Genomic DNA, 20,508 nt, shown 5'->3' with positions numbered 1-20,508 from the left:
ACATGTCAGGCAGTGCTGCGCCCCGGGTGCTGCTGTCCCGCAGCGCGCTCGCACGCAACGCGAAGGCTCTGAACGTGCGAGGGCGGGTCGTGGATCTGCGCCATGACGCGTACGGGCACGGTCTCGACGAGGCGGCGCGGATCGTCGTGGACGCCGGTGCGAGCCGCATCCTCACCGGAACGGGCGACGAGGCGGCGCGGCTGCGAGATGCGGGTGTTCCCGCGCAGGCGGACGCGCTGGTCCCCGCCACCGCATCGGACCTGACCGCCGCATCGGCGCTGTTCGGCATCCCCGACGCCGCGACACCGGCGGATGCCCTGCCCGTGATGATGCTGGAGGGGCGTGTGCTGGCCGTCAAACCGCTCTTGAAGGGCGAGGCCGTCTCCTACGGCTACACGCACCGCGCGAGCAGGGACACGCGCATCGCCCTCGTGACAGGAGGCTACGCGCAGGGCATCGTGCGGGCGCTCGGCAATCGTGCACACGTGCAGATCGGTGAGCGCACCCATCCCGTCATCGGACGCATCGCGATGGACGTGTGCGTCGTGGACCTGGAGGACGTCCACGCCGAGGTCGGGGATCCGGTCACCTATTTCGGCGGTACCGGCAGCGTGCGACGCGGCCTGGCGGAATGGGCGGATGCCACCGGCCTGAGCGCACTGGAGATGGCCGTCGTGATCGGTCGGAGCACCGAACGGAGCTGGGTCGCATGAGCACGCCGGTCCTGGAGATCTCCCGCAGCGCGTTCCGCGCCGATCTGGACGCCGTTCGCGCACGACTGGGCGAGTCGCGACTGCTCCTGGTGATGAAGGACGACGCCTACGGCCACGGCATCGGCTGGGCGGTGCCCGAGGCGGAATCGGCCGGCGTGGACTGGTTCGGCAGTTATGACATCCCCAGCGCGCTGCGCATCCGTCCGCTGACCACCGGTCGGGTGTATGCCTGGGCGACCTCCAGCACGGATGAGGTCGAGGCCGCGCTGAACGCGGATGTCGAGTTGGGTGTCGGCTCCGCCGACTATCTGGCCGACGTCATCGCCGCGGCCGAGCGTCTGGGCATCGGGGCGGGCGTGCATCTGAAGATCGACACCGGACTGCATCGCAACGGCTTCCGGCCGGAGCAGTGGCGAGAGGCGATCGAGACATCGCTCGCCGCGCAGCGGCGCGGTCTGATCCGCGTCGTCGGGGTGTGGAGCCATCTCGCCGAGGCCAGCGACGAGGAGGACGATGCCGCACAGCGCGTGTTCCGCGGCGCCGTGCACGAGCTCGAGCAGGCCGGAGGAGCGCCGGAGGTGCTGCACCTGACCGCGTCGGCGGCGGCGTGGTGGCGGCCGGAGCTGCGCGGGACGCTGAGTCGCGTCGGCGCGTTCTGCTACGGCATCCGCTCCGCCGGCGGTCCGCAGCCGGATGGGCTGACGCTCATCTCCCGGCTCATCGCGACCGTCGACGCCGTCGATGACGGCGAGGTGCGCTTGGGGATCGGTTCGTTCCACGGACTGCCGTCGATCCTCTCCGGTGTGGAGGTGGGCACTCCCGGCGGTCCGCGCCGCATCATCCGCATCGACGGCGACCGTACGCTGCTCGAGCCCTGGCCGGGCGCGCGGAAGGGGGATCGTGTGACCGTGTTCGGGCCCGGTCGCGATGGCGAGCAGGACGCCACGGCGCTCGCGGAGCGGATCGGCAGCGTGGGCGAGGAGATCCTCACCCGGCTCACCCCCGAGGTGCGCCGGGTGCTGATCGACTGAGGGGTCTCAGGCCTCGATGAGGCGTGCGGTCTCGTCGTGCCAGCTGGTGGCCACGGCGCGCAGCTTCTCCTCGTACTTGCGCCCGTGGTGAGCGCAGAACAGCATCTCGGTGCCGTTGACCTCGGCGGCGATGTACGCCTGTGCGCCGCAGGAATCGCAGCGGTCCAGCGCAGTGAGGCGGAACTGGACGGTCTCTCGCTCTGTCGTAGCGTTCATCTCGGTGCCTCCTCAGGATCCGACGTTTCCCGGTCGTGCTCAATACAACCATGCGCGGCGGGCCTGCATGCCCGCATCCCGGCGTGTTTCGCTGTGCGCGTACGCGCACAGCGGGGGCTCGTCCGCCGGGGGAGTGTCGCGGCCTTCGCGGGTGCGGTCGCCGAATAGACTCGACCATTGTGACCGCCGAGTATTCCGCCCATCACCTCCAAGTGCTCGAGGGGCTCGAGGCCGTCCGGAAGCGGCCCGGCATGTACATCGGATCCAACGGATCCCCGGGGCTCATGCACTGCCTGTGGGAGATCATCGACAATTCGGTCGATGAGGCCGTGGCGGGCAACGGATCCAGCATCCGGATCGTCCTGCACGCGGACGGCAGCGTGCAGGTCTCCGACCGCGGACGCGGAGTGCCTGTCGACATCGAGCCCCGTACGGGGCTCACGGGCGTCGAGGTGGTGTACACCAAGCTGCACGCCGGCGGGAAGTTCGGCGGCGGTTCGTACGCCGCGTCCGGTGGTCTGCACGGCGTGGGGGCCTCGGTCGTCAACGCGCTCTCGGAGCGTCTCGACGTCGAGGTCGATCGCGACGGGAAGACCTATGCGATGTCCTTCCGGCGGGGCGAGCCCGGGGTGTTCGCGGACGACGGCGAGCCGCGCCCGGATTCGCCGTTCACGCCGTTCGAGAAGCGCAGCGAGCTGCGTGTGGTGGGCAAGGTCCCCAAGGGCGTCAGCGGCACGAGGGTACGCTACTGGGCCGACCGCCAGATCTTCACCGCGGATGCCGCGTTCCAGCTCGGCGAGCTGGAGAACCGCGTCCGGCAGACCGCATTCCTCGTCCCCGGGCTCGAGCTCGTCGTGCGCGACGAGCGCCCCGCGGCGGATGCCGAAGGCCGGGCTCTCCCACCGGTTGAGACGTCGTACCTGTATGAAGGCGGAATCTCGGAGTTCGTGGACTATCTGGCCGCTGATGCGCCCATCACCGACACCTGGCGCATCCAGGGCTCGGGATCGTTCACCGAGACCGTGCCGGTGCTTCAGCCCGACGGCCACATGAAGCCCACGGAGGTGCAGCGCGAGTGCGAGGTCGACATCGCGCTGCGCTGGGGCACGGGCTACGAGACCGTCACCCGCTCCTTCGTGAACATCATCGCCACGCCCAAGGGCGGCACGCATCAGCAGGGCTTCGAGCAGGAGCTGCTGAAGTTCCTGCGCGGCCAGGTCGAGCAGAACGCCCGCCGTCTCAAGGTCGGCAACGACAAGCTGGAGAAGGACGACGTGCTGGCGGGGCTGACCGCGGTGCTGACGGTCACCGTCCCCGAGCCGCAGTTCGAGGGACAGACCAAGGAGGTGCTCGGCACCCCCGCTGTGCGCTCCATCGTCGCGAAGGTGATGCGCCAGGAGCTGGCCGCACGATTCTCATCCACCAAGCGGGACGACAAGAACCAGGTGTCCATGCTCCTGGACAAGATCGTCTCCGAGATGAAGGCGCGCGTCTCGGCGCGGGCGCACAAGGAGACCCAGCGCCGCAAGTCCGCGCTGGAGTCCTCGTCGTTGCCGGCGAAGCTCGTCGACTGCCGCTCGGACGACGTCGCCAACAGCGAGCTGTTCATCGTCGAGGGGGATTCCGCCCTCGGAACCGCGCGGCATGCGCGCAACAGCGAGTTTCAGGCGCTGCTGCCCATCCGGGGGAAGATCCTCAACGTGCAGAAGGCCTCGATCAGCGACATGCTCGGCAACGCGGAGTGCGCGGCGATCATCACGACCATCGGGGCGGGATCGGGGCGCTCCTTCGAGCTCGCCCAGGCGAGGTACGGCAAGATCATCCTGATGAGCGATGCCGACGTCGACGGCGCGCACATCCGCACTCTGCTGCTGACGCTGTTCTTCCGGTACATGCGACCGCTGCTGGAGGCCGGCAGGGTGTTCTCGGCCGTGCCCCCACTGCATCGGGTGATCGTCATGAATCCCGGGTCCAAGCCGAATGAGACCATCTACACGTACTCGGAGCAGGAGCTGCACGCACTGCTCGCCAAGCTGCAGAAGGCGGGCAAGCGCTGGCAGGACCCGATTCAGCGTTACAAGGGCCTCGGTGAGATGGACGCCGACCAGCTGGCGACGACGACGATGGACAAACACGGTCGACTGCTGCGGCGCGTCACGATCGACGACGCCGAGGCGGCGGATGCGGCAGTGCGCACCTTCGAGCTGCTGATGGGCAGCGAGGTCGCGCCGCGCCGGGAGTTCATCATGACCTCCAGCGACCGCCTCAGCCGGGAGGCCATCGACGCCTGATCCGGTCGGCGGACGCCTCGCGGGTCAACCGATGGCGGTGCCGATCGTGCCGACCACGGCGTCCAGCGGCTGACCGGAGCCGTCGCGCTTCGCACCGGCATCCGGCAGCAGCCGGGTCGCGCCGTCGGCGCCCACCGCACGCGGTCGCGCCCCCGCCCAGGCGAGGGTCAGACGGTCCTCTCCCTTCAGGAAGGCATGCGCGCGCACACCGCCCGTGGCGCGTCCCTTGCCGGGGAACTCCTCGAACGCGGACACCTTCGCGCGTCCGGCATCCGCGCCGGCGAGCATCCCGGCGGAGCCGGAGATCGTCACGACCACGGCGTCGTCCTGGGATGAGACCACGGTGAACGAGACCACGTCGGCATCCGACGCGAGTTTGATCCCCGCCATGCCGGCGGCCGGAGCCCCCTGCGGACGCACCGCGGAGGCGGAGAAGTGCAGCAGGTGAGCGCTGGAGGTCACGAAGACGAGTTCTGCCTCGTCGGGAGCGGAACCGGCACCCACGACGAGATCCTTCGGTTTGAGCGCGATGATCTCCAGGTCGGGCTTGGCTGCGAGTGCGGACGGGATGATGCGCTTGACCACGCCGTTCCTCGTGCCGAGCGCCAGCGGTGTGTCATCGTCGAAGCGGATGAGGGCGAGCACGCGTTCGCTCCGGTCGGTGATGCCCAGGTAGTCGGAGATGCGCACGCCCGCGCCGAGCCCGACGGACGAGGCCGGTACGGCGGGAACGTCGACAGGAGTGAATCGCAGCACGCGTCCGGCGGTGGTGACGGCGCCGATCTCACTGCGCGTCGTGGTCTCCAGCCTCGCCTGGATCGCGTCGTGCTTGCTGCGGCGAGCGGGCTCCGGGATGGGAGTGCCGGGTTCGGCGTCGACGCGCACCGCGCGCCCCGTGGTGGACAGCAGCAGGGTCGTCGGGGCGTCGGCGATCTGCAGGTCCGCAGCGGACTTGGTCGTCCGGGACCGCGGGGGAGCGGCGTTGAGCAGGAGGGTGCGCCGGGGGGTTCCGAAGGTCTCGGCGACCTGATCGAGCTCGGCGGCGACCTGCGACCGCACGAGGGCGGGGTCCCTGAGGAGCTTCTCGAGCTCGGCGATCTCGGCGAGCAGCCGGTCGCGCTCGGCCTCCAGCTCGAGCCTCGAGAACTTCGTGAGTCGCCGCAGCCGGAGCTCGAGGATGTACTCGGCCTGCACCTCGTCGAGGTCGAACACCTGCTGGAGGCGGGCGCGGGCCGTCTCGGAGTCGTCGGAGGAGCGGATGACCTGGATGACCTCGTCGATGTCGAGGATCGCCAGCAGCAGACCCCGCACGAGGTGCAGCCGTTCGTTGCGACGGGCCAGGCGATAGCGGCTGCGCCGTTCGACGACCTCGATGCGATGCTGCAGGTACACCCGCAGCAGCTCTTTGAGCCCGAGCGTGCGGGGCTGTCCGTCCACGAGAGCGACGTTGTTGATCGAGAAGGATTCCTCGAGGGGCGTGTAGCGGAACAGCTGCTCGAGTACCGCTGCGGCGTCGAAGCCGGTCTTCACGGTGATGACCAGGCGCAGGCCGTTGGTGCGATCGGTGAGATCCTGCACATCGCTGACGCCGACGAGCTTCTTGGCGTTGACCGCGTCCTTGAGCTTCTCGATGACGCGCTCGGGACCGACCTGGTACGGCAGTTCGGTGACGATGATGCCGGTGCGCCGCGGTCCCAGCGGCTCGATGGACGTCTTGGCGCGGAGCTTGAAGGCGCCGCGGCCGTTCTCGTAGGCGTCCTTGACGCCGTCGAGCCCCATCAGGATGCCGCCGGAGGGGAAGTCCGGACCGGGGACGAACTCCATGAGCTCGGCGGTGGTGGCCTCGGGGTGCTCCAGCAGATGCGTCGCGGCGGCGACCACCTCGATGAGGTTGTGCGGGGCCATGTTCGTGGCCATGCCCACGGCGATGCCGCTCGCGCCGTTGACGAGCAGGTTCGGGAACGCGGCCGACAGCACGGCGGGCTGCTGGAACTGGCCGTCGTAGTTGGGGATGAAGTCGACGACGTCCTCGTCGAGGTTCTCCGTCATCGCCAGAGCGGGTGCCGCCAGCCGGGCCTCCGTGTACCGCGACGCCGCAGGGCCGTCGTCGAGGGACCCGAAGTTGCCGTGCCCGTCGACGAGCGGCACACGCAGAGCGAAGTCCTGAGCCAGACGCACCAAGGCGTCGTAGATGGCGGAATCGCCGTGCGGGTGGAGCTTTCCCATCACCTCGCCGACGACACGGGCGCTTTTGACATGTCCGCGGTCCGGGCGCAGTCCCATCTCGGCCATCTGGTACAGGATGCGGCGCTGCACGGGCTTGAGACCGTCACGGGCATCGGGCAGTGCGCGCGAGTAGATGACCGAGTACGCGTACTCGAGGAACGAGCCCTGCATCTCCTGGGACAGGTCGATGTCCTGGATGCGCTCGATGACGGGCTCGGATGACGAGGGCTTTGGCATGGACTTCCTGCTGGACGCTCGGGGGCGGACTCGCGACAGCACCCGGGTGCGGTGCGGCGGGACGCCTGTGAAAGACTGACCCTGATGCCTCTCATGCTACCGTCCACCCCCGGCCCGACGCGGAACGCCGCCGGGGTGGCGTCGCAGCTGATCGCCGCGCTCCAAGGCATCGACGGCGGCCTCCCGCCCGCGCGCTCGGCGGTGCTGGTCGTCGTGGACGGCCTCGGAGCGCTTCCCCTGCGTGCCCACGCCGGACACGCCCGCACGCTGTCCTCGATGACCGCCAGGCGGGATGTCGCAGGGTCGGTCTTCCCGACCACGACCGCAGCCGCGCTGACGAGTCTGCTCACCGGCGCCGCACCGGGCACGCACGGCATGGTCGGATACCGGGTGCTGGACCCCGATGCGGACAGACTCGTCAACCAGCTCACCGACTGGGAGCGCGTCGGCATCGACCCGCGCATCTGGCAGCCCGCGCCGACCGTGTTCGAACAGGTCGCGGCGCACGGGCGTCCCGCGTTCGCCGTGGGGATCCCCGAGCACACGGACAGCGGGTTCAGCCGCGCGATCCTCCGCGGTGCGCAGATCCATGGGCAGCGCACGGCCGCCGAGCGCGTGGAGCTGGCCTGGGAGCTCGCCGACGCCCATGACGGAGCGCTGGTGTACTGCTACCTGCCCGAGGTCGACAAGGCCGGTCATCGGCACGGTATCGACTCGGCGGAATGGGTGCACGCCCTCGAGGAGGTCGATGCCGCCGTCGCACGACGGATCCCGTCAGGTGTCGGCGTGCTGGTCACCGCCGATCACGGAATGGTCGACGTTCCGGCACGCAGGCAGCTGATCCTCGACGCCGCCGGCGGGTGGCACGACGGGGTGCGGCACATCGGCGGGGAGCCGAGGATGCTGCACGTGTACCTCGAGCCGGATGCCGATCATGCGCGGATCCTGGAGCGCTGGCGCCGGGACCTCGAGGGCGGTGCCGTCGTCCTCAGCCGCGGAGCCGCGATCGGGGCCGGCCTGTTCGGCGGCGAGGTGACGGTTGCCGCCCGCGCTCGCATCGGTGACCTCCTGGTCGTGGCGACGGGGACCCATGCGCTGTATGACGGAGAGGCCGCTGACCAGCGAGGGCGCGGCATGATCGGCCAGCACGGCGCACTGACGGATGAGGAGTGGCGCGTGCCGTTCATCCGTATGGGGGCGTTCCGACGCTGACCGCTCAGCGTCGGCGGCTGCGCCCGCCGTGTCACTCGTCGGTGCGGGCGCCGAAGACGATCTCGTCCCAGCTGGGCATCGCGTTGCGGCGCTTGCGCCGTCCGGAGGACTGCTCAGCGGGTGCGGGCCGCGGTGCAGGAGTGGGTTCGGGCTCCTCCTCCACTGCGTCGAACAGGGCGATGGGCGCGGCCTCGTCCTGCTCGTCGTCGTCGAAAGACGGTGCGGGCTCGCGCTGACCGCGGCGTCGGCGCAGAGCCTCCAGCAGGTCGGCGGTCTCCGCTCCGGGCCGGTTGTCCTCCGGCGCGTGGCGAGCCGCCGCCTCCTGGACAGCGGCGCTGGAGTGCTCAGGAGCGACGGACTGCTCCTGGTCCCTCTCCGGCGGGTCGGGCAGCAGACGAGGACCGAACGCGCCCGAATCGAAACGGCTCTCATCCTTGTAGGGCGACACCCGATCGGAGTCCACCGCGCGCAGACGCGGGATGAGGCCCTCCGGCAGTGAGCCCTGACGGGACAGCTGGACGGCGTCCGGGTTCTGCGGAGCGAGCGTGCTGCGGCGCGGGTCGAAGGACCAGCGTGCGTCATGCTCGATCTCGTCGGCGGTGAACTCCAGCTTGACCGTCCAGCCGGACTCGTCCTTCCAACTCGTCCAGCGCTCGTCGGCGGCCTTCAGATCGGCGAGCTTGGCGCGGACCGCGTCGCCGAAGGTCGGCTGCGCGTCGGGCTCGACCTCACTGCCGATGAGCACAGGAACGGCGAGAGCCTGGTCGACGATGTGCTCGCGCTCCGCGAGGACGGGACCTTCGAACCGGGCGACGTCGTGTTCGCTGACGCCCAGCAGCGCGGCGACCTCGGATGTCGAGAGTCCCGCGCGGATCTGAGCCTGGATGTCCCGGGGACTCGCGGCCAGGCGCGCAGCCGCGGGTTCGGCTTCCCGGGTCGCCCGACGCACCTCGCGATGCAGCACGTCGTCGATGGGGAGCGCGAAGCGCTGCCCGGATTCCGTGGCGAGGACGAGAACGCCCGCCTCTGTTCCGACGATGGTGACGTTTTCCATGCCAATGCCCCTCTGATGGGTGTGCGTTCATGGTGTCATGACCACCTCCCGGGGGCCGGGAATACTCCGGGCGCGCCGCGAGTTTCCCCGTCGAAGGCAACAGCATTTGCTAAATGCGCCGCGGTCGTGCAAACTGTCGCCCGCTGAACACCCGAATCAGTTCCCCCCCCCCGAACCCACTCGCACCACGGAAGTGGAGATCAACCACATGGCAACCGACTACGACGCCCCACGGAAGAGCGAAGACGACTCAGAGTCGATCGAAGCACTCAAGGAGCGTGTGCCGCGCAACCAATCCGGTGCCGGCGATGTCGAGGATTCCGACAACCCCACACCGTTCGAGCTCCCCGGAGCAGACCTGTCCGACGTCGAGGACGTCATCGTGGTCCTCCCCGCCCAGCAGGATGAGTTCACCTGTATGAGCTGCTTCCTCGTGAAGCACCGGTCGCAGCTCGATCACGAGGGTCCGGAAGGCCCCATCTGCAAGGAGTGCGCCGCCTGACGCATTCCCGTCCTCGCGCCCCGGCCGCCTTTCGGCTCGGGGCGCGTCGTGCTCTTCTCCCTCGTGCGTGTCCTGTCGGGGACCGGGTGTCAGCGCCCCGCACGCGCCGTGAGGATGGCGGCGCGCAGCCGGTCCGGCGTACGGGTGGAGATGGACCAGCTGGACACCGGGTCCGCAGGATCGATGACAGGCACGACAACGAGCCCGTCGATACCGCCGCGGATGAGATGCCAGCCATCGCGAGCGATGTCCCGGGTGCGCCGATCGTGCGCATCCTGTCCTGTGAAGCCCTCCGGCTCTCCCAGCCAGCGCACGTCGATGTGCGCCCTGCCGGCATGGAGCACCCCCCCGCGCACGCGGACCACGGGGGCCAGCACGACGGCCAGCACGACCAGGAGCAGGGAGACCCCGGCGCCCGCGATGGCGGCGGCATCGGCGGCGACCGGTGCGAACACCAGCGCGACCATCGGCCCGGCCAGGGCGATGACGACGAGCATCCACAGACTCGGAGAGAGACGCTCGCGGTAGGTCTCTCGGGTATCCTGCGCGGGGTTCTGCATTAGCCTCATGGGGTGACTCATTCCGTTGCCGTACCCATTATCGCCGCGAACCTGCCCTCGTACGCCAATCCCGGTGACGCGGGAGCGGACCTCGTCGCCACGGAATCCGTGCGGCTGGCACCGGGGGAGAGGGCGCTGATCGGGACAGGAGTGCGGATCGCGCTCCCTGAGGGCCACGCGGCGTTCGTCGTCCCCCGCAGCGGCCTGGCGGCGAAGCACGGCATCACGGTGGTCAACTCGCCGGGCACCGTCGATGCAGGCTATCGAGGCGAGATCAAGGTGTGCCTGCTGAACACCGACAGCACGCACGCGTACGATGTGGCGGTCGGCGATCGCATCGCGCAGCTGATCGTGATGCCCGTGATCCGGGCGCGCTTCGAGCCCGTCGAGGAGCTGCCGGAGAGCGTTCGCGGCGAAGGCGGCTTCGGATCCACCGGCTATACCCAGGGAAAGAGCGAATGACTGAAGAGACCGAACCCACGTTGAAGTCGGCACCCGACGACCGCGCGACGGCGGGGCCGTTCGACGAGGCCGAGGTGAACCCGGTGCGTCCGTACATCGACCTCGGCGGCATCAAGGTGCTGCCCCGTGAGGGACTCAACCTTCGTCTGGAGGTGGAGGAGCAGACCAAGCGCATCGTCGCCGTGGGGCTGGATTATGCGAACTCGTCGCTGCAGGTCCAGCCGTTCGCGGCCCCGCGCTCCCGCGGCCTGTGGCACGAGACCCGTGTGCAGCTGCGCGACCAGATCCGCACCCAGGGCGGTCGTGTCGAGGAGCGCGAGGGCCCGCTGGGCAAGGAGCTGCTCGCCGAGGTCCCCGGGACGGCAGCCGAGGGCTCCCGTATGCGCCTCGCGCGCTTCATCGGCGTCGACGGCCCACGCTGGTTCCTGCGTGGGGTGATCGGCGGTGAGGCCGCCTCCGACCCGACCGCCGCGGAGCAGGTCGAGGACCTCTTCCGCTCGATCGTCGTCGTGCGGGGCGGATCGCCGATGCCGCCGCGCGACCTCATCCCGCTGAAGATGCCCGCCACCCCGGGTTCGGCGTGACGAGCCCGGGCGAGGAACGGCCGGAGTCCGGCACGGAGCCGACTGCTGCGGACATCCTGGGCGCCGCCCTCGGCAATGCTGCACGACGCGTCGGACTGGGCGCCGACGGCGACGAGAGCACCCAGAAGGTCGTCTGGGGCGCGATGGGCGGGTGGCGCGGCATCCTGGAGTCGGTGCTGCCGAGTCTCGCCTTCGTGGTGATCTTCACCGTGCGTCCGGAACCGCTGCTGCTGTCACTGGGTGTCTCCGTGGGTCTCGCCGCTGTGTTCACACTCGTGCGACTGCTGCAGAAGTCTCCGCCGTCCGCGGCGATCGGCGGGCTGCTGGCGGCCGGGGCAGCGGCAGGCCTGGCGCTGTGGACGGGACGCGGTGCGGACAACTTCGTGCCGGGACTGATCACCAACGCCCTGTACGGCACGGCGATGATCGTCGCGGCGTTGATCGGCTGGTCACTGATCGGACTGGCCGTCGGGTTCCTGATGGGGGAGGGCACGGCCTGGCGCGGCGACCGGCGCAAACGCCGGGTCTACTTCTGGCTCGGCATCGCCTGGGGTGCGCTGTTCCTCATCCGTCTGTCGGTGCAGCTTCCGCTCTACCTCGCCGACGAGGTCACGCTGCTGGGCACGCTCAAACTCGTGATGGGCCTGCCGCTGTTCGCTCCCATGGTGGCGGTCACCTGGCTGGCCGTGCGTACGCTCTACCCGCGCGCCGAATGACCTTCCGACACCGATCTCTGCTAGATTTATCTTGACATCAAGATAAATATCAGGCTTCTGTCGAAGAGCAGGACGGCGCACACTGGTAAGGACAGCCTTGCTAGCCGCAGCGCTTCGGCGACGAGCAAGATGGAGTCGACTGTCGCTCCCATCAGATCAGAAGGAGACGGATACGTGTCCACGGTGAACAGCTTCGGTGCCAAGAGCACCCTGACGGTCGGCAGCACCGACTATGAGATCTTCCGCATCGACAAGGTCGCGGGGAGCGAGAAGCTCCCCTTCAGTCTGAAGGTCCTGCTCGAGAACCAGCTGCGCACCGAGGACGGCAAGAACGTCACGCGATCGCAGATCGAGGCGCTCGGATCGTGGGATGCCACGGCTGAGCCCGACACCGAGATCCAGTTCACACCTGCCCGCGTCCTCATGCAGGACTTCACGGGTGTTCCCTGCATCGTCGACCTCGCGACCATGCGCGAGGCCGTGACGGAACTGGGCGGCGACCCGAACAGGATCAACCCGCTCTCTCCGGCCGAGATGGTCATAGACCACTCCGTCATCGCCGATCTGTTCGGGGTCGAGAACGCTCTGCAGCGCAATGTCGAGATCGAGTACCAGCGCAACGGCGAGCGCTACCAGTTCCTGCGCTGGGGTCAGACCGCCTTCGACGACTTCAAGGTCGTGCCCCCGGGGACCGGCATCGTGCACCAGGTGAACATCGAGCACCTGGCCAAGGTCGTCTACGATCGCACCGTCGACGGCGTGCTGCGCGCCTACCCCGACACCCTCGTCGGCACCGACTCGCACACGACCATGGTCAACGGACTGGGTGTGCTGGGCTGGGGTGTCGGCGGCATCGAGGCCGAGGCCGCGATGCTCGGACAGCCGGTGTCCATGCTGATCCCCCGAGTCGTGGGCTTCAAGCTGACGGGCGAGATCCCCGCCGGCGTCACCGCGACCGACGTCGTGCTGACGATCACCGACATGCTGCGCCAGCACGGCGTGGTGGGCAAGTTCGTGGAGTTCTACGGCGCCGGCGTCGCATCCGTGCCACTGGCCAACCGTGCCACGATCGGCAACATGTCGCCGGAGTTCGGTTCCACGGCCGCGATCTTCCCCGTCGACGACGTCACCCTCGACTACCTGCGCCTGACCGGCCGCAGTGACGAGACCGTCGCCCTCGTCGAGGCCTACGCCAAAGCGCAGGGCATGTGGCACGACCCCGAGAACGAGCCGGTGTACAGCGAGTACCTGGAGCTGGATCTGGGCACGGTCGTCCCCTCCATCGCGGGCCCCAAGCGTCCGCAGGATCGCATTCTGCTGTCGGAGGCGAAGACCCAGTTCGAGAAGGACATCCTGAACTACGCGACGCCGTCCACCTCGGACGAGCTCGTCGACCTCGAGTCCAAGCACTCGTTCCCGGCATCCGACCCCGCCCAGGTTCCCGGAGAGGAGGAGGGGCACACGCGGCCCGTCCACATCAACAGCGGTGCTCCGGCCAACGCCTCCAAGCCCGTCCCGGTGACCACACCGGCCGGTGAGAGCTACATCCTCGACAACGGCGCCGTCACCCTCGCGGCGATCACGTCCTGCACCAACACCTCGAACCCGTCGGTGATGGTCGCGGCGGGCCTGGTCGCCCGCAAGGCGCTGCAGAAGGGCCTCAAGCAGAAGCCGTGGGTGAAGACCACGCTGGCCCCCGGATCGAAGGTCGTCACGGATTACTACGAGAAGTCGGGCCTGGACAAGGATCTCGAGGGCCTGGGCTTCTACACCGTCGGCTACGGCTGCACCGTGTGCATCGGAAACTCCGGACCTCTCATCGACGAGGTCTCGGCGGCCGTCAACGACCACGACCTGGCCGTCACCGCGGTGCTGTCGGGCAACCGCAACTTCGAGGGCCGGATCAGCCCGGACGTCAAGATGAACTACCTGGCCTCCCCGCCGCTGGTGATCGCCTACGCGCTGGCCGGTTCGATGCACTTCGACTTCGACACCGACCCGCTCGGTCAGGACGCCGAGGGCAACGACGTGTTCCTGAAGGACATCTGGCCCACCCCGGAGGAGGTGGAGGAGATCATCGGCTCCTCGATCTCCCGCGAGCAGTTCATCAAGCAGTACGCCACCGTCTTCGACGGCGACGAGCGCTGGACGAGCCTGCCGACGCCGACCGGACCCATCTTCGAGTGGGATGACGACTCGACCTACGTGCGCAAGGCGCCGTACTTCGACGGCATGACCATGGAGCTGACCCCGGTCGAGGACATCTCGGGCGCGCGGGTCATGGCCGCTCTCGGTGACTCCGTCACGACCGACCACATCTCGCCGGCGGGCGCGATCAAGGCGGGCACTCCTGCCGCGCAGTACCTGCAGGAGCACGGTGTCGAGCGGAAGGACTTCAACTCCTTCGGTTCGCGTCGCGGCAACCACGAGGTCATGATCCGCGGGACCTTCGCGAACATCCGCCTGAAGAACACGCTGGTCAAGGCCGTCAACGACGGTCAGCAGATCGAGGGCGGCTACACTCGCGACTTCACGCAGCCCGGTGGCCCGCAGGCGTTCATCTACGACGCCTGCATGAACTATCAGGCGCAGGGCGTGCCGCTGGTCGTCTTCGGTGGCAAGGAGTACGGCTCCGGGTCGTCTCGCGACTGGGCCGCGAAGGGCACCACGCTGCTGGGTGTCAAGGCCGTCATCGCCGAGAGCTTCGAGCGCATCCATCGCTCGAACCTGATCGGCATGGGCGTCGTCCCGCTGCAGTTCCCCGAGGGACGGTCCTGGGAGTCGCTGGGTCTGGACGGCACCGAGATCATCTCGATCGAGGGGCTGACCGAGCTCAACAACGGCTCCACCCCGAAGACCGTGAAGGTCACCGCCACCCCGAGCGAGTTCTCGGCCGAGGGCCGTCAGCCCGTGACGTTCGACGCGGTCGTGCGCATCGACACCCCCGGCGAGGCGGACTACTACCGGCACGGCGGCATTCTGCAGTACGTGCTGCGCGGACTTGCCGGTAGTTGAGGCAAGTCAATCTCGTGAGCACCCTGCTCAAGGAACAGAGGATTCGCTCCCGCGGCGCTAGAGGGTGTGGCGCCAATCACATCATCGCGATGACAGTTTAGGCGTTGCAGCTGTTGGTTGCAGTACTGAATCCCGCACCTGGATAGGGCGCGGGGTTCAGTATTGTCCGCTGGACGTTCCCCTCGGCATCCTCACGGTCGTCACCGGCGTGGCGGGGTCCGGCAAGAGCTCGCTGATCCACGGGTATCTTCCGCATTGGTCCGACGTCATCGTGGCGGATCAATCGCCCATCCGCGGCTCGCGGCGCAGCAATCCGGCCACCTACACGGGCCTGCTCGACGCCATCCGTTCGGCGTTCGCGAAGGCGAACGGCGTCAAGCCTTCGCTGTTCAATGCGAACTCCGAGAGCGCCTGCCCGAACTGCAACGGCGTCGGGGTGATCTACTCCGACCTCGTCATGATGGCGGGCGTGCCCACCGTGTGCGAGGAATGCGACGGCAAGCGGTTCAAGGCCGAAGTGCTCGCGTACACCCTCCACGGTAAGAACATCGCGGAGGTGCTCGCTCTAACAGTTGCGGACGCCCACGAGTTCTTCACCACGGGGAAGGCGCGCGCGGTCCTCTCCCGGTTGCACGAGGTGGGCCTGGAGTACCTCACACTCGGCCAGCCGCTCAACACGCTCTCGGGCGGCGAGCGCCAGCGGCTGAGGCTCGCGACGAGCATGACGGGCACCGCATCGGTGTACGTGCTCGACGAGCCGACCACCGGCCTGCACCTGGCCGACGTGGACCGGCTGCTCGGGCTCCTCGACCGCTTGGTCGAGGCGGGCAACTCGGTCATCGTCATCAAGCACCACCAGGCGGTCATGGCCCATGCCGGCTGGATCATCGACCTCGGTCCCGAAGCAGGGCAGGACGGCGGAACCGTCGTGTTCGAGGGCACGCCGGCAGCCCTGTGCTCCAGCTCGGACACGCTCACCGCGCAGCACCTGCGAAGTTACCTCGGCCTCGCGCGGCCCTGAGCGTTGCATCGGCACTCGAGGGCGCGGGAGTGGGCTCCTCGTCGCTGAACGTCTCTCCGAGCTCGGCGACCTCCGGCCCGCAGGATCCGGCCGCGTGGGTCGCCGCTGCTGGCGTCCCCGGCATCGGACGCCGCGCGGGGAAGAAGCTCGTGCAGGCTATGCAGGACCGGCACCTCTCCCCGACCGGGCCGACGGACACGACCACCGCGATGGCCTCCCCGCTCGGGCTGTTCCGGCTTCTGAGCCGCGAACAGCTGCTCGCCGTCGAAGGGTTCGGCGAGTCGATGGCTGATGCTGTAATCGACGCGGAAGCGACCTGGGACACCTGGGCGCAGAAGCTCGCCGGCATCGTCGCCTGGGACTGGACTGAGCCCCTGCTCGAAGGCGCGTGTCACCCGCAGTTAGGCCTGCTCCGCGACGCGTCGGGCGAGTTCGTGGGCAGCGATGTGCAAGGACTGGTGTACGACCCGCTCGCCGGTCTCCCGCTGGCAAGCGCGTGCTCGTCACCGGCATGCTGCCCTCGCTCACACGGAAGCAGGCCGAGGCACGCATCGAGGAGCTCGGAGGCATCGTCGTGCAACCCTTCTCGAAGAACCTCGACCTGCTGGTTGCCGGTGAAAAGGCCGGGTCGAAGCTCGCGAAGGCGGAAGCGCTCGGTGTCGAGGTCATGGACGGCGAGACGTTTGAGGAGCTGGGGCGATGAGCAAAGTCGAATTTCCCCTGAGCCTCATGGGGAGCCTTGCAGGAAGTGTGCTGGGTCAGGCCGGTTCGGCACCTACCGCGACCTCGGCACATGCTTCGAGTGCAACGGTACCGGAGGCGGCACCGCAGGTGCGGCGCGGCGGGCGTGGGATCAGTGGCGTACCCTGCTGCGCGGCCTCAGGCAGGGAGACGAGACCATCGTCGGCGGCCGCGCTCTCGTTATCTCTGAGAACCGCATCAGTACAGCGCACGATGAAGGGGACGGTTATAGTATATATTACTGTAATATAGTTAGTAAGTGCGCGCTTTGCGGGTACATTAGGGTATGTTGCCGATAAGCCGCAGCGTGGCGTGAGGAGTAGTCGATGAAGATCTTCGTTCTGGTCAAAGAGGTGCCCGACACCTATGGCGACCGAAAGCTCAACCTGGAGACCGGCCTCGCCGACCGCACGGCGAGCGAGGCGGTGCTCGACGAGATCGGGGAGCGCGCCCTCGAGGTGGCCCTCTCCTACGCCGACGCGCACGAGGGCACCGAGGTGACTGTGCTGTCGCTCGCTCCCGAGAGCGCGGCGGCCACCGTGCGCAAGGGCCTCGCGATGGGAGCGGCGAACGCGGTCCACGTCGTCGACGACGGGCTCGTGGGCGCGGATATCATACTGACCGCCGAGGCCCTCGCCGCGGCCATACGACGCGCGGAGTTCGACCTCGTGATCACCGGCAACGTGTCGACGGACGGATCGGGCGGCATGCTCCCGGCCGCGCTCGCCGAGCTGCTCGACGTCCCGCACCTCACGGGCTTGAACGCGGTCGAGATCGGGGAGTCCGAGGCGGCCGGGGTGCGTCCGGTGGACGGCGGCGTGCAGCGCGTCTCGGCGTCGCTGCCCACCGTCGTCTCCATCACGGAGGCGCTTCCCGACGCGCGGTTCCCGAACTTCAAGGGGATCATGGCGGCCAAGAAGAAGCCGCTCGAGACGGTCTCCCTCGCCGACCTCGGGGTGCGGGCCGACGATCCGGACGCCGCGCGGTCGATCATGCTGAGCGTTGCCGAGAGGCCCCCGCGCGAGGCGGGGATCAAGATCACGGATGAGGGAAACGCCGGCGAGCAGCTGGCCGACTTCCTCATCGAGAACAGGCTGGTATAGGAGTACGACATGTCTGAGACCTCACACGAAGCGATCCTGGTGTTTGTGGAGACCTCGCCGGGCGGCGCCCTCGAATCGGCCGCGGCCGGACTTCTGGGAGCCGCCGCGGAGATCGGCACGCCCGTGGCCGTGGTGCTCACCGAGGCCGGCGATGCGGCCGCAGCCGCGGAGGCCGCGGCCGGCCTCGGCGCCGCACGGGTGCTGATCGCCGAGAACAGCGCGCCCGACGCGCTGGGAGTGCCCGCGGTCGACGCGCTCTTCGCCGGGGCGGAACAGGTGCGGCCGGCCGCGATCCTGATCTCCCACTCCGTCGCGGGCCGCGATCTCGCGGGCCGCTTCGCCGCGCGCACCCGCTCCGCCGTCGCCGTCGACGCGATCGGCGTGTCCCGCGACGACGAGGGTGTCGTGGCGCATCACTCGGTATACGGCGGCAGCTACAACGTGACGTCCACGGCGACGTTCGGGGCCCCGGTGATCACGATCCGGCAGGGCGCGATCGACGTTCGCGCCGAGAGCCGGCCCGTCGTGGCCGAACCCCTCGCGGTCACCGCATCGGGCAAGCGCGCGGCTCGGATCGACTCCTTCGAGCCGGTCACGGAGGTGTCCTCGCGGCCCGAGCTGCGCGGTGCCGGCAAGGTGGTTTCGGGCGGCCGCGGCCTGGGCTCGGCCGAGCAGTTCGCGCTCGTCGAGCAGCTCGCCGACGCGTTGAACGCCGCGGTGGGCGCGTCTCGCGCTGCGGTCGACGCCGGGTACATTCCGCAGGCGCATCAGGTCGGGCAGACCGGGGTATCGGTCTCGCCGCAGCTGTACGTCGCACTCGGGATCTCGGGCGCGATCCAGCACCGGGCCGGGATGCAGACGTCGAAGACGATCGTCGCGATCAACAAGGACCCGGACGCGCCGATCTTCGACGTCGCCGATTTCGGCGTGGTGGGCGACCTGTTCAAGGTCGTGCCGCAGACGATCAGCGCGCTCGAGGCGCGGAAGCGCTAGGTACGATGATGTCTCAATCTCTCCGTCGAGGGCTGCCGCGCGTGTCGGGCGGCGAGCCGTGGCCGCCGGCCGGCGAGGTTCCGGAGTGGGCCGTCGCGCCGGAGTCCACGACGCCGGATCCGGCCGTGGCGCCGTCCGCTTCGGGCCCCGCGCACGCGGCGCCGGCCGCAGAACGTTCGGTGGAGACGGAGGCCGCGGCCGTCCCGGGCGCTCCGACCTCGGGCGCGCCCGAGGTCCCGGCGGTATCCGCGCCCGCGGGAAGCGGCGGTGCGCCGGCCGTGATGACGACCCGCAGCCTCCGCCGGGGCCTGCCGCGCGTGACGGGGGAGCAGCCCTGGCCGCCGGCCGGCGAGGTCTCGGTTCCCGCGGTCGGTTCGGTCGCGGTGGGCGACGCGCCTGGCGAACCGATCGCGGCACACGCGCCGGAGATGCGCGAGCCGGACGAAGCGCACACAGCTGCCGAGGCCGGGCGCGCGGCGGCTCCGGCCGCGTCCGGCGGCACGAGCGACACGCCGCTGCGTCGGGGCCTGCCCCGGGTGGCCGGTGGCGAGCCGTGGCCCGCCGCGGGCTTTGCGCCGGCGTCCCCGGCCGCCGAGCCGGCTCCGGCCGCGTCGGCTCCGTCCGCGGAGTCGGCCCCGGCGGTCCCGGCCGCGCCGCCGGCGGGGTCTCCCGCCCCGCGGGGCCGGGTCCGGACCGGCCTGCCCGCGACCCCGCGCGGGTCCGCGCCCGAGGCTCCTGCGCAGAAGGCCGCGGAGCCCCCCGCACCGCGCGAAGCGGTAGCGGCGGCCCCGGCGCGGGCGACCACTCCGGAGAAGGCCCCTGCCGAGGCGCCTCGAGCGGTCGCCGCCCCGGCGCCCGCTTCCGCCCAAGCGGCCGGGCCCGCCAAGCCGAAGCGGGAGCCGGTGATGATCGGGTCGCGCACGCTGGCGCAGTGGGTGAAGCTCGGCGTCCTCTGCGTGGTCGGCGCGGTGGTCGCGGCCGCGATCATCGTGCTCGCCGCTCGCGGTGTCACGACGCTGCCGGGCGTACCAGAGTTCCTGAAGCGGTTCCCGGGTGAGTACGAACTGCCGGAGACCACGGAACCGGGGTTCCCCGCGTGGGCCCGGTGGACGCACTTCCTGAACTTCTTCCTGATGATTCTGATCATCCGGACCGGTCTGCAGGTGCGTAACCAGCAGAAGCCCCCGGCGTTCTGGACGTCGAAGCGCGGCGGCAAGAAGATCAGCATCAATCTGTGGCTGCACACCTCCCTCGACGTGCTGTGGCTCGTCAACGGCGTCGTGTTCGTGGTGCTCCTGTTCGCGTCGGGTCACTGGGCCCGGATCGTGCCGACCAGCTGGGAGGTGTTCCCGAACGCGGCGTCCGCGCTCCTGCAGTACCTGACGCTGGACTGGCCGACCGAGAACGGGTGGGTGAATTACAACAGCCTGCAGCAGATCATGTACTTCCTCGTCGTGTTCGTGGCGGCGCCGCTGGCGGCGATCACCGGGGTGCGGATGAGCGAGTGGTGGCCGAAGAACGCGGAGAAGCTCAACAAGATCTATCCCGCTACGGTGGCGCGTGCGCTTCACTTCCCCACGATGATCTTCTTCGTGCTGTTCATCATCATTCACGTGTTCCTCGTCTTCGCGACCGGTGCGCTCAGAAACCTGAACCACATGTACGCGGGAACGGACGTGGTGAACTGGACGGGCTTCTGGCTGTTCGCGGCGGCGATCGCGGTCACCGTGGGCGCCTGGTTCGCGGCGCGGCCGCTCATCCTCGCACCCATCGCGGGGCTGTTCGGGAAGGTCAGCAACCGGTAGGCTCGCGCTCCGGGGCGGGAGCGTCC

General features: G+C 69.2%; 17 protein-coding genes and 1 pseudogene. 14 read left to right on the top strand and 4 right to left on the bottom strand.

Annotated elements, in window-relative coordinates:
• Positions 1-2 precede the first annotated feature (2 nt).
• Both ABD770_RS13505 and ABD770_RS13500 read left to right on the top strand, forming a co-directional pair.
• Positions 3-713, top strand: a complete 711-nt coding sequence (locus tag ABD770_RS13505) for an alanine racemase C-terminal domain-containing protein (protein WP_344820190.1) — start codon at positions 3-5, stop codon at positions 711-713.
• The gene (locus tag ABD770_RS13500) at positions 710-1,744 is read left to right on the top strand and encodes an alanine racemase (RefSeq protein WP_344820189.1); all 1,035 of its coding nucleotides are present in this window, start codon (positions 710-712) and stop codon (positions 1,742-1,744) included. The genes ABD770_RS13505 and ABD770_RS13500 overlap by 4 nt, the downstream gene beginning before the upstream one ends.
• Positions 1,745-1,750: 6 nt before the next feature.
• Here the strand turns inward: ABD770_RS13500 and ABD770_RS13495 are convergent, their stop codons facing one another.
• Complete coding sequence (locus ABD770_RS13495) at positions 1,751-1,960, bottom strand: DUF7455 domain-containing protein (protein ID WP_344820188.1); 210 nt, start codon at positions 1,958-1,960, stop codon at positions 1,751-1,753.
• Positions 1,961-2,139: 179 nt separating this feature from the next.
• Between ABD770_RS13495 and ABD770_RS13490 the strand changes: the two genes are divergently transcribed.
• The gene (locus tag ABD770_RS13490; protein WP_344820187.1) at positions 2,140-4,251 is read left to right on the top strand and encodes a DNA gyrase/topoisomerase IV subunit B; all 2,112 of its coding nucleotides are present in this window, start codon (positions 2,140-2,142) and stop codon (positions 4,249-4,251) included.
• 24 nt (positions 4,252-4,275) lie between these two features.
• On the opposite strand, the gene ABD770_RS13485 is transcribed toward ABD770_RS13490, so the two are convergent.
• Complete coding sequence (locus ABD770_RS13485) at positions 4,276-6,714, bottom strand: DNA gyrase/topoisomerase IV subunit A (protein ID WP_344820186.1); 2,439 nt, start codon at positions 6,712-6,714, stop codon at positions 4,276-4,278.
• Between the two features lie 84 nt (positions 6,715-6,798).
• On the opposite strand from ABD770_RS13485, the gene ABD770_RS13480 reads away from it, so the two are divergent.
• On the top strand, positions 6,799-7,926 hold the full coding sequence (locus tag ABD770_RS13480; protein WP_344820185.1) for an alkaline phosphatase family protein: 1,128 nt from the start codon (positions 6,799-6,801) through the stop codon (positions 7,924-7,926).
• Positions 7,927-7,957: 31 nt separating this feature from the next.
• On the opposite strand, the gene sepH is transcribed toward ABD770_RS13480, so the two are convergent.
• A complete protein-coding gene (gene sepH, locus ABD770_RS13475) occupies positions 7,958-8,980 on the bottom strand; it encodes a septation protein SepH (protein WP_344820184.1) in 1,023 nt (340 codons plus the stop codon).
• A 208-nt stretch (positions 8,981-9,188) separates the two neighbouring features.
• Between sepH and ABD770_RS13470 the strand changes: the two genes are divergently transcribed.
• Entirely contained in the window at positions 9,189-9,482 is a 294-nt protein-coding gene (locus ABD770_RS13470; RefSeq protein ID WP_344820183.1) for a DUF4193 domain-containing protein, read from the top strand.
• A gap of 89 nt (positions 9,483-9,571) precedes the next feature.
• On the opposite strand, the gene ABD770_RS13465 is transcribed toward ABD770_RS13470, so the two are convergent.
• Positions 9,572-10,051: a DUF3093 family protein gene (locus ABD770_RS13465; RefSeq protein WP_344820182.1), complete on the bottom strand. Its 480-nt coding sequence runs from the start codon at positions 10,049-10,051 to the stop codon at positions 9,572-9,574.
• A gap of 3 nt (positions 10,052-10,054) precedes the next feature.
• Here ABD770_RS13465 and dut point away from each other — a divergent pair, with 3 nt between their 5' ends.
• From dut to ABD770_RS13420, 9 genes and pseudogenes are all read left to right on the top strand, one after another.
• Positions 10,055-10,504, top strand: coding sequence for a dUTP diphosphatase (dut, locus tag ABD770_RS13460; RefSeq protein ID WP_344820181.1), 450 nt, complete (start codon positions 10,055-10,057; stop codon positions 10,502-10,504).
• Positions 10,501-11,088 carry a DUF3710 domain-containing protein gene (locus ABD770_RS13455; protein WP_344820180.1) on the top strand — a complete coding sequence of 196 codons (588 nt, stop codon included), beginning with the start codon at positions 10,501-10,503 and terminating at the stop codon, positions 11,086-11,088. The genes dut and ABD770_RS13455 overlap by 4 nt, the downstream gene beginning before the upstream one ends.
• Complete coding sequence (locus ABD770_RS13450) at positions 11,085-11,804, top strand: DUF3159 domain-containing protein (RefSeq protein WP_344820179.1); 720 nt, start codon at positions 11,085-11,087, stop codon at positions 11,802-11,804. The genes ABD770_RS13455 and ABD770_RS13450 overlap by 4 nt, the downstream gene beginning before the upstream one ends.
• Before the next feature lie 129 nt (positions 11,805-11,933).
• Positions 11,934-14,819, top strand: a complete 2,886-nt coding sequence (gene acnA / locus ABD770_RS13445; protein ID WP_344820178.1) for an aconitate hydratase AcnA — start codon at positions 11,934-11,936, stop codon at positions 14,817-14,819.
• A 154-nt stretch (positions 14,820-14,973) separates the two neighbouring features.
• A pseudogene (locus tag ABD770_RS13440) lies at positions 14,974-15,840 on the top strand (ATP-binding cassette domain-containing protein); the annotation flags it as partial.
• A 496-nt stretch (positions 15,841-16,336) separates the two neighbouring features.
• Positions 16,337-16,543: a BRCT domain-containing protein gene (locus ABD770_RS13435; RefSeq protein WP_344820176.1), complete on the top strand. Its 207-nt coding sequence runs from the start codon at positions 16,337-16,339 to the stop codon at positions 16,541-16,543.
• A 364-nt stretch (positions 16,544-16,907) separates the two neighbouring features.
• Complete coding sequence (locus ABD770_RS13430; protein ID WP_344820175.1) at positions 16,908-17,684, top strand: electron transfer flavoprotein subunit beta/FixA family protein; 777 nt, start codon at positions 16,908-16,910, stop codon at positions 17,682-17,684.
• Between the two features lie 9 nt (positions 17,685-17,693).
• On the top strand, positions 17,694-18,677 hold the full coding sequence (locus ABD770_RS13425) for an electron transfer flavoprotein subunit alpha/FixB family protein (protein WP_344820173.1): 984 nt from the start codon (positions 17,694-17,696) through the stop codon (positions 18,675-18,677).
• Between the two features lie 8 nt (positions 18,678-18,685).
• Positions 18,686-20,482 (top strand): cytochrome b/b6 domain-containing protein, encoded by a 1,797-nt coding sequence (locus ABD770_RS13420; RefSeq protein WP_344820172.1) that lies wholly within the window; start codon positions 18,686-18,688, stop codon positions 20,480-20,482.
• Positions 20,483-20,508: the final 26 nt, after the last annotated feature.

It is taken from the genome of Microbacterium soli, assembly GCF_039539005.1.
Classification (GTDB): Bacteria; Actinomycetota; Actinomycetes; order Actinomycetales; family Microbacteriaceae; genus Microbacterium; species Microbacterium soli.
This window is presented reverse-complemented; position numbering and strand designations above follow the sequence as displayed.

What these genes read in the sequence shown, in the direction of transcription:
- ABD770_RS13495 (WP_344820188.1), bottom strand. Translation starts at nt 1,960, where the DNA reads ATGAACGCTACGACAGAGCGAGAGACCGTCCAGTTCCGCCTCACTGCG.
- ABD770_RS13470 (WP_344820183.1), top strand. Translation starts at nt 9,189, where the DNA reads ATGGCAACCGACTACGACGCCCCACGGAAGAGCGAAGACGACTCAGAG.
- ABD770_RS13455 (WP_344820180.1), top strand. Translation starts at nt 10,501, where the DNA reads ATGACTGAAGAGACCGAACCCACGTTGAAGTCGGCACCCGACGACCGC.
- acnA (WP_344820178.1), top strand. Translation starts at nt 11,934, where the DNA reads ATGGAGTCGACTGTCGCTCCCATCAGATCAGAAGGAGACGGATACGTG.
- ABD770_RS13500 (WP_344820189.1), top strand. Translation starts at nt 710, where the DNA reads ATGAGCACGCCGGTCCTGGAGATCTCCCGCAGCGCGTTCCGCGCCGAT.
- ABD770_RS13465 (WP_344820182.1), bottom strand. Translation starts at nt 10,051, where the DNA reads ATGAGGCTAATGCAGAACCCCGCGCAGGATACCCGAGAGACCTACCGC.
- ABD770_RS13425 (WP_344820173.1), top strand. Translation starts at nt 17,694, where the DNA reads ATGTCTGAGACCTCACACGAAGCGATCCTGGTGTTTGTGGAGACCTCG.
- ABD770_RS13505 (WP_344820190.1), top strand. Translation starts at nt 3, where the DNA reads ATGTCAGGCAGTGCTGCGCCCCGGGTGCTGCTGTCCCGCAGCGCGCTC.
- ABD770_RS13485 (WP_344820186.1), bottom strand. Translation starts at nt 6,714, where the DNA reads ATGCCAAAGCCCTCGTCATCCGAGCCCGTCATCGAGCGCATCCAGGAC.
- ABD770_RS13480 (WP_344820185.1), top strand. Translation starts at nt 6,799, where the DNA reads ATGCCTCTCATGCTACCGTCCACCCCCGGCCCGACGCGGAACGCCGCC.
- ABD770_RS13420 (WP_344820172.1), top strand. Translation starts at nt 18,686, where the DNA reads ATGTCTCAATCTCTCCGTCGAGGGCTGCCGCGCGTGTCGGGCGGCGAG.
- ABD770_RS13430 (WP_344820175.1), top strand. Translation starts at nt 16,908, where the DNA reads ATGAAGATCTTCGTTCTGGTCAAAGAGGTGCCCGACACCTATGGCGAC.
- sepH (WP_344820184.1), bottom strand. Translation starts at nt 8,980, where the DNA reads ATGGAAAACGTCACCATCGTCGGAACAGAGGCGGGCGTTCTCGTCCTC.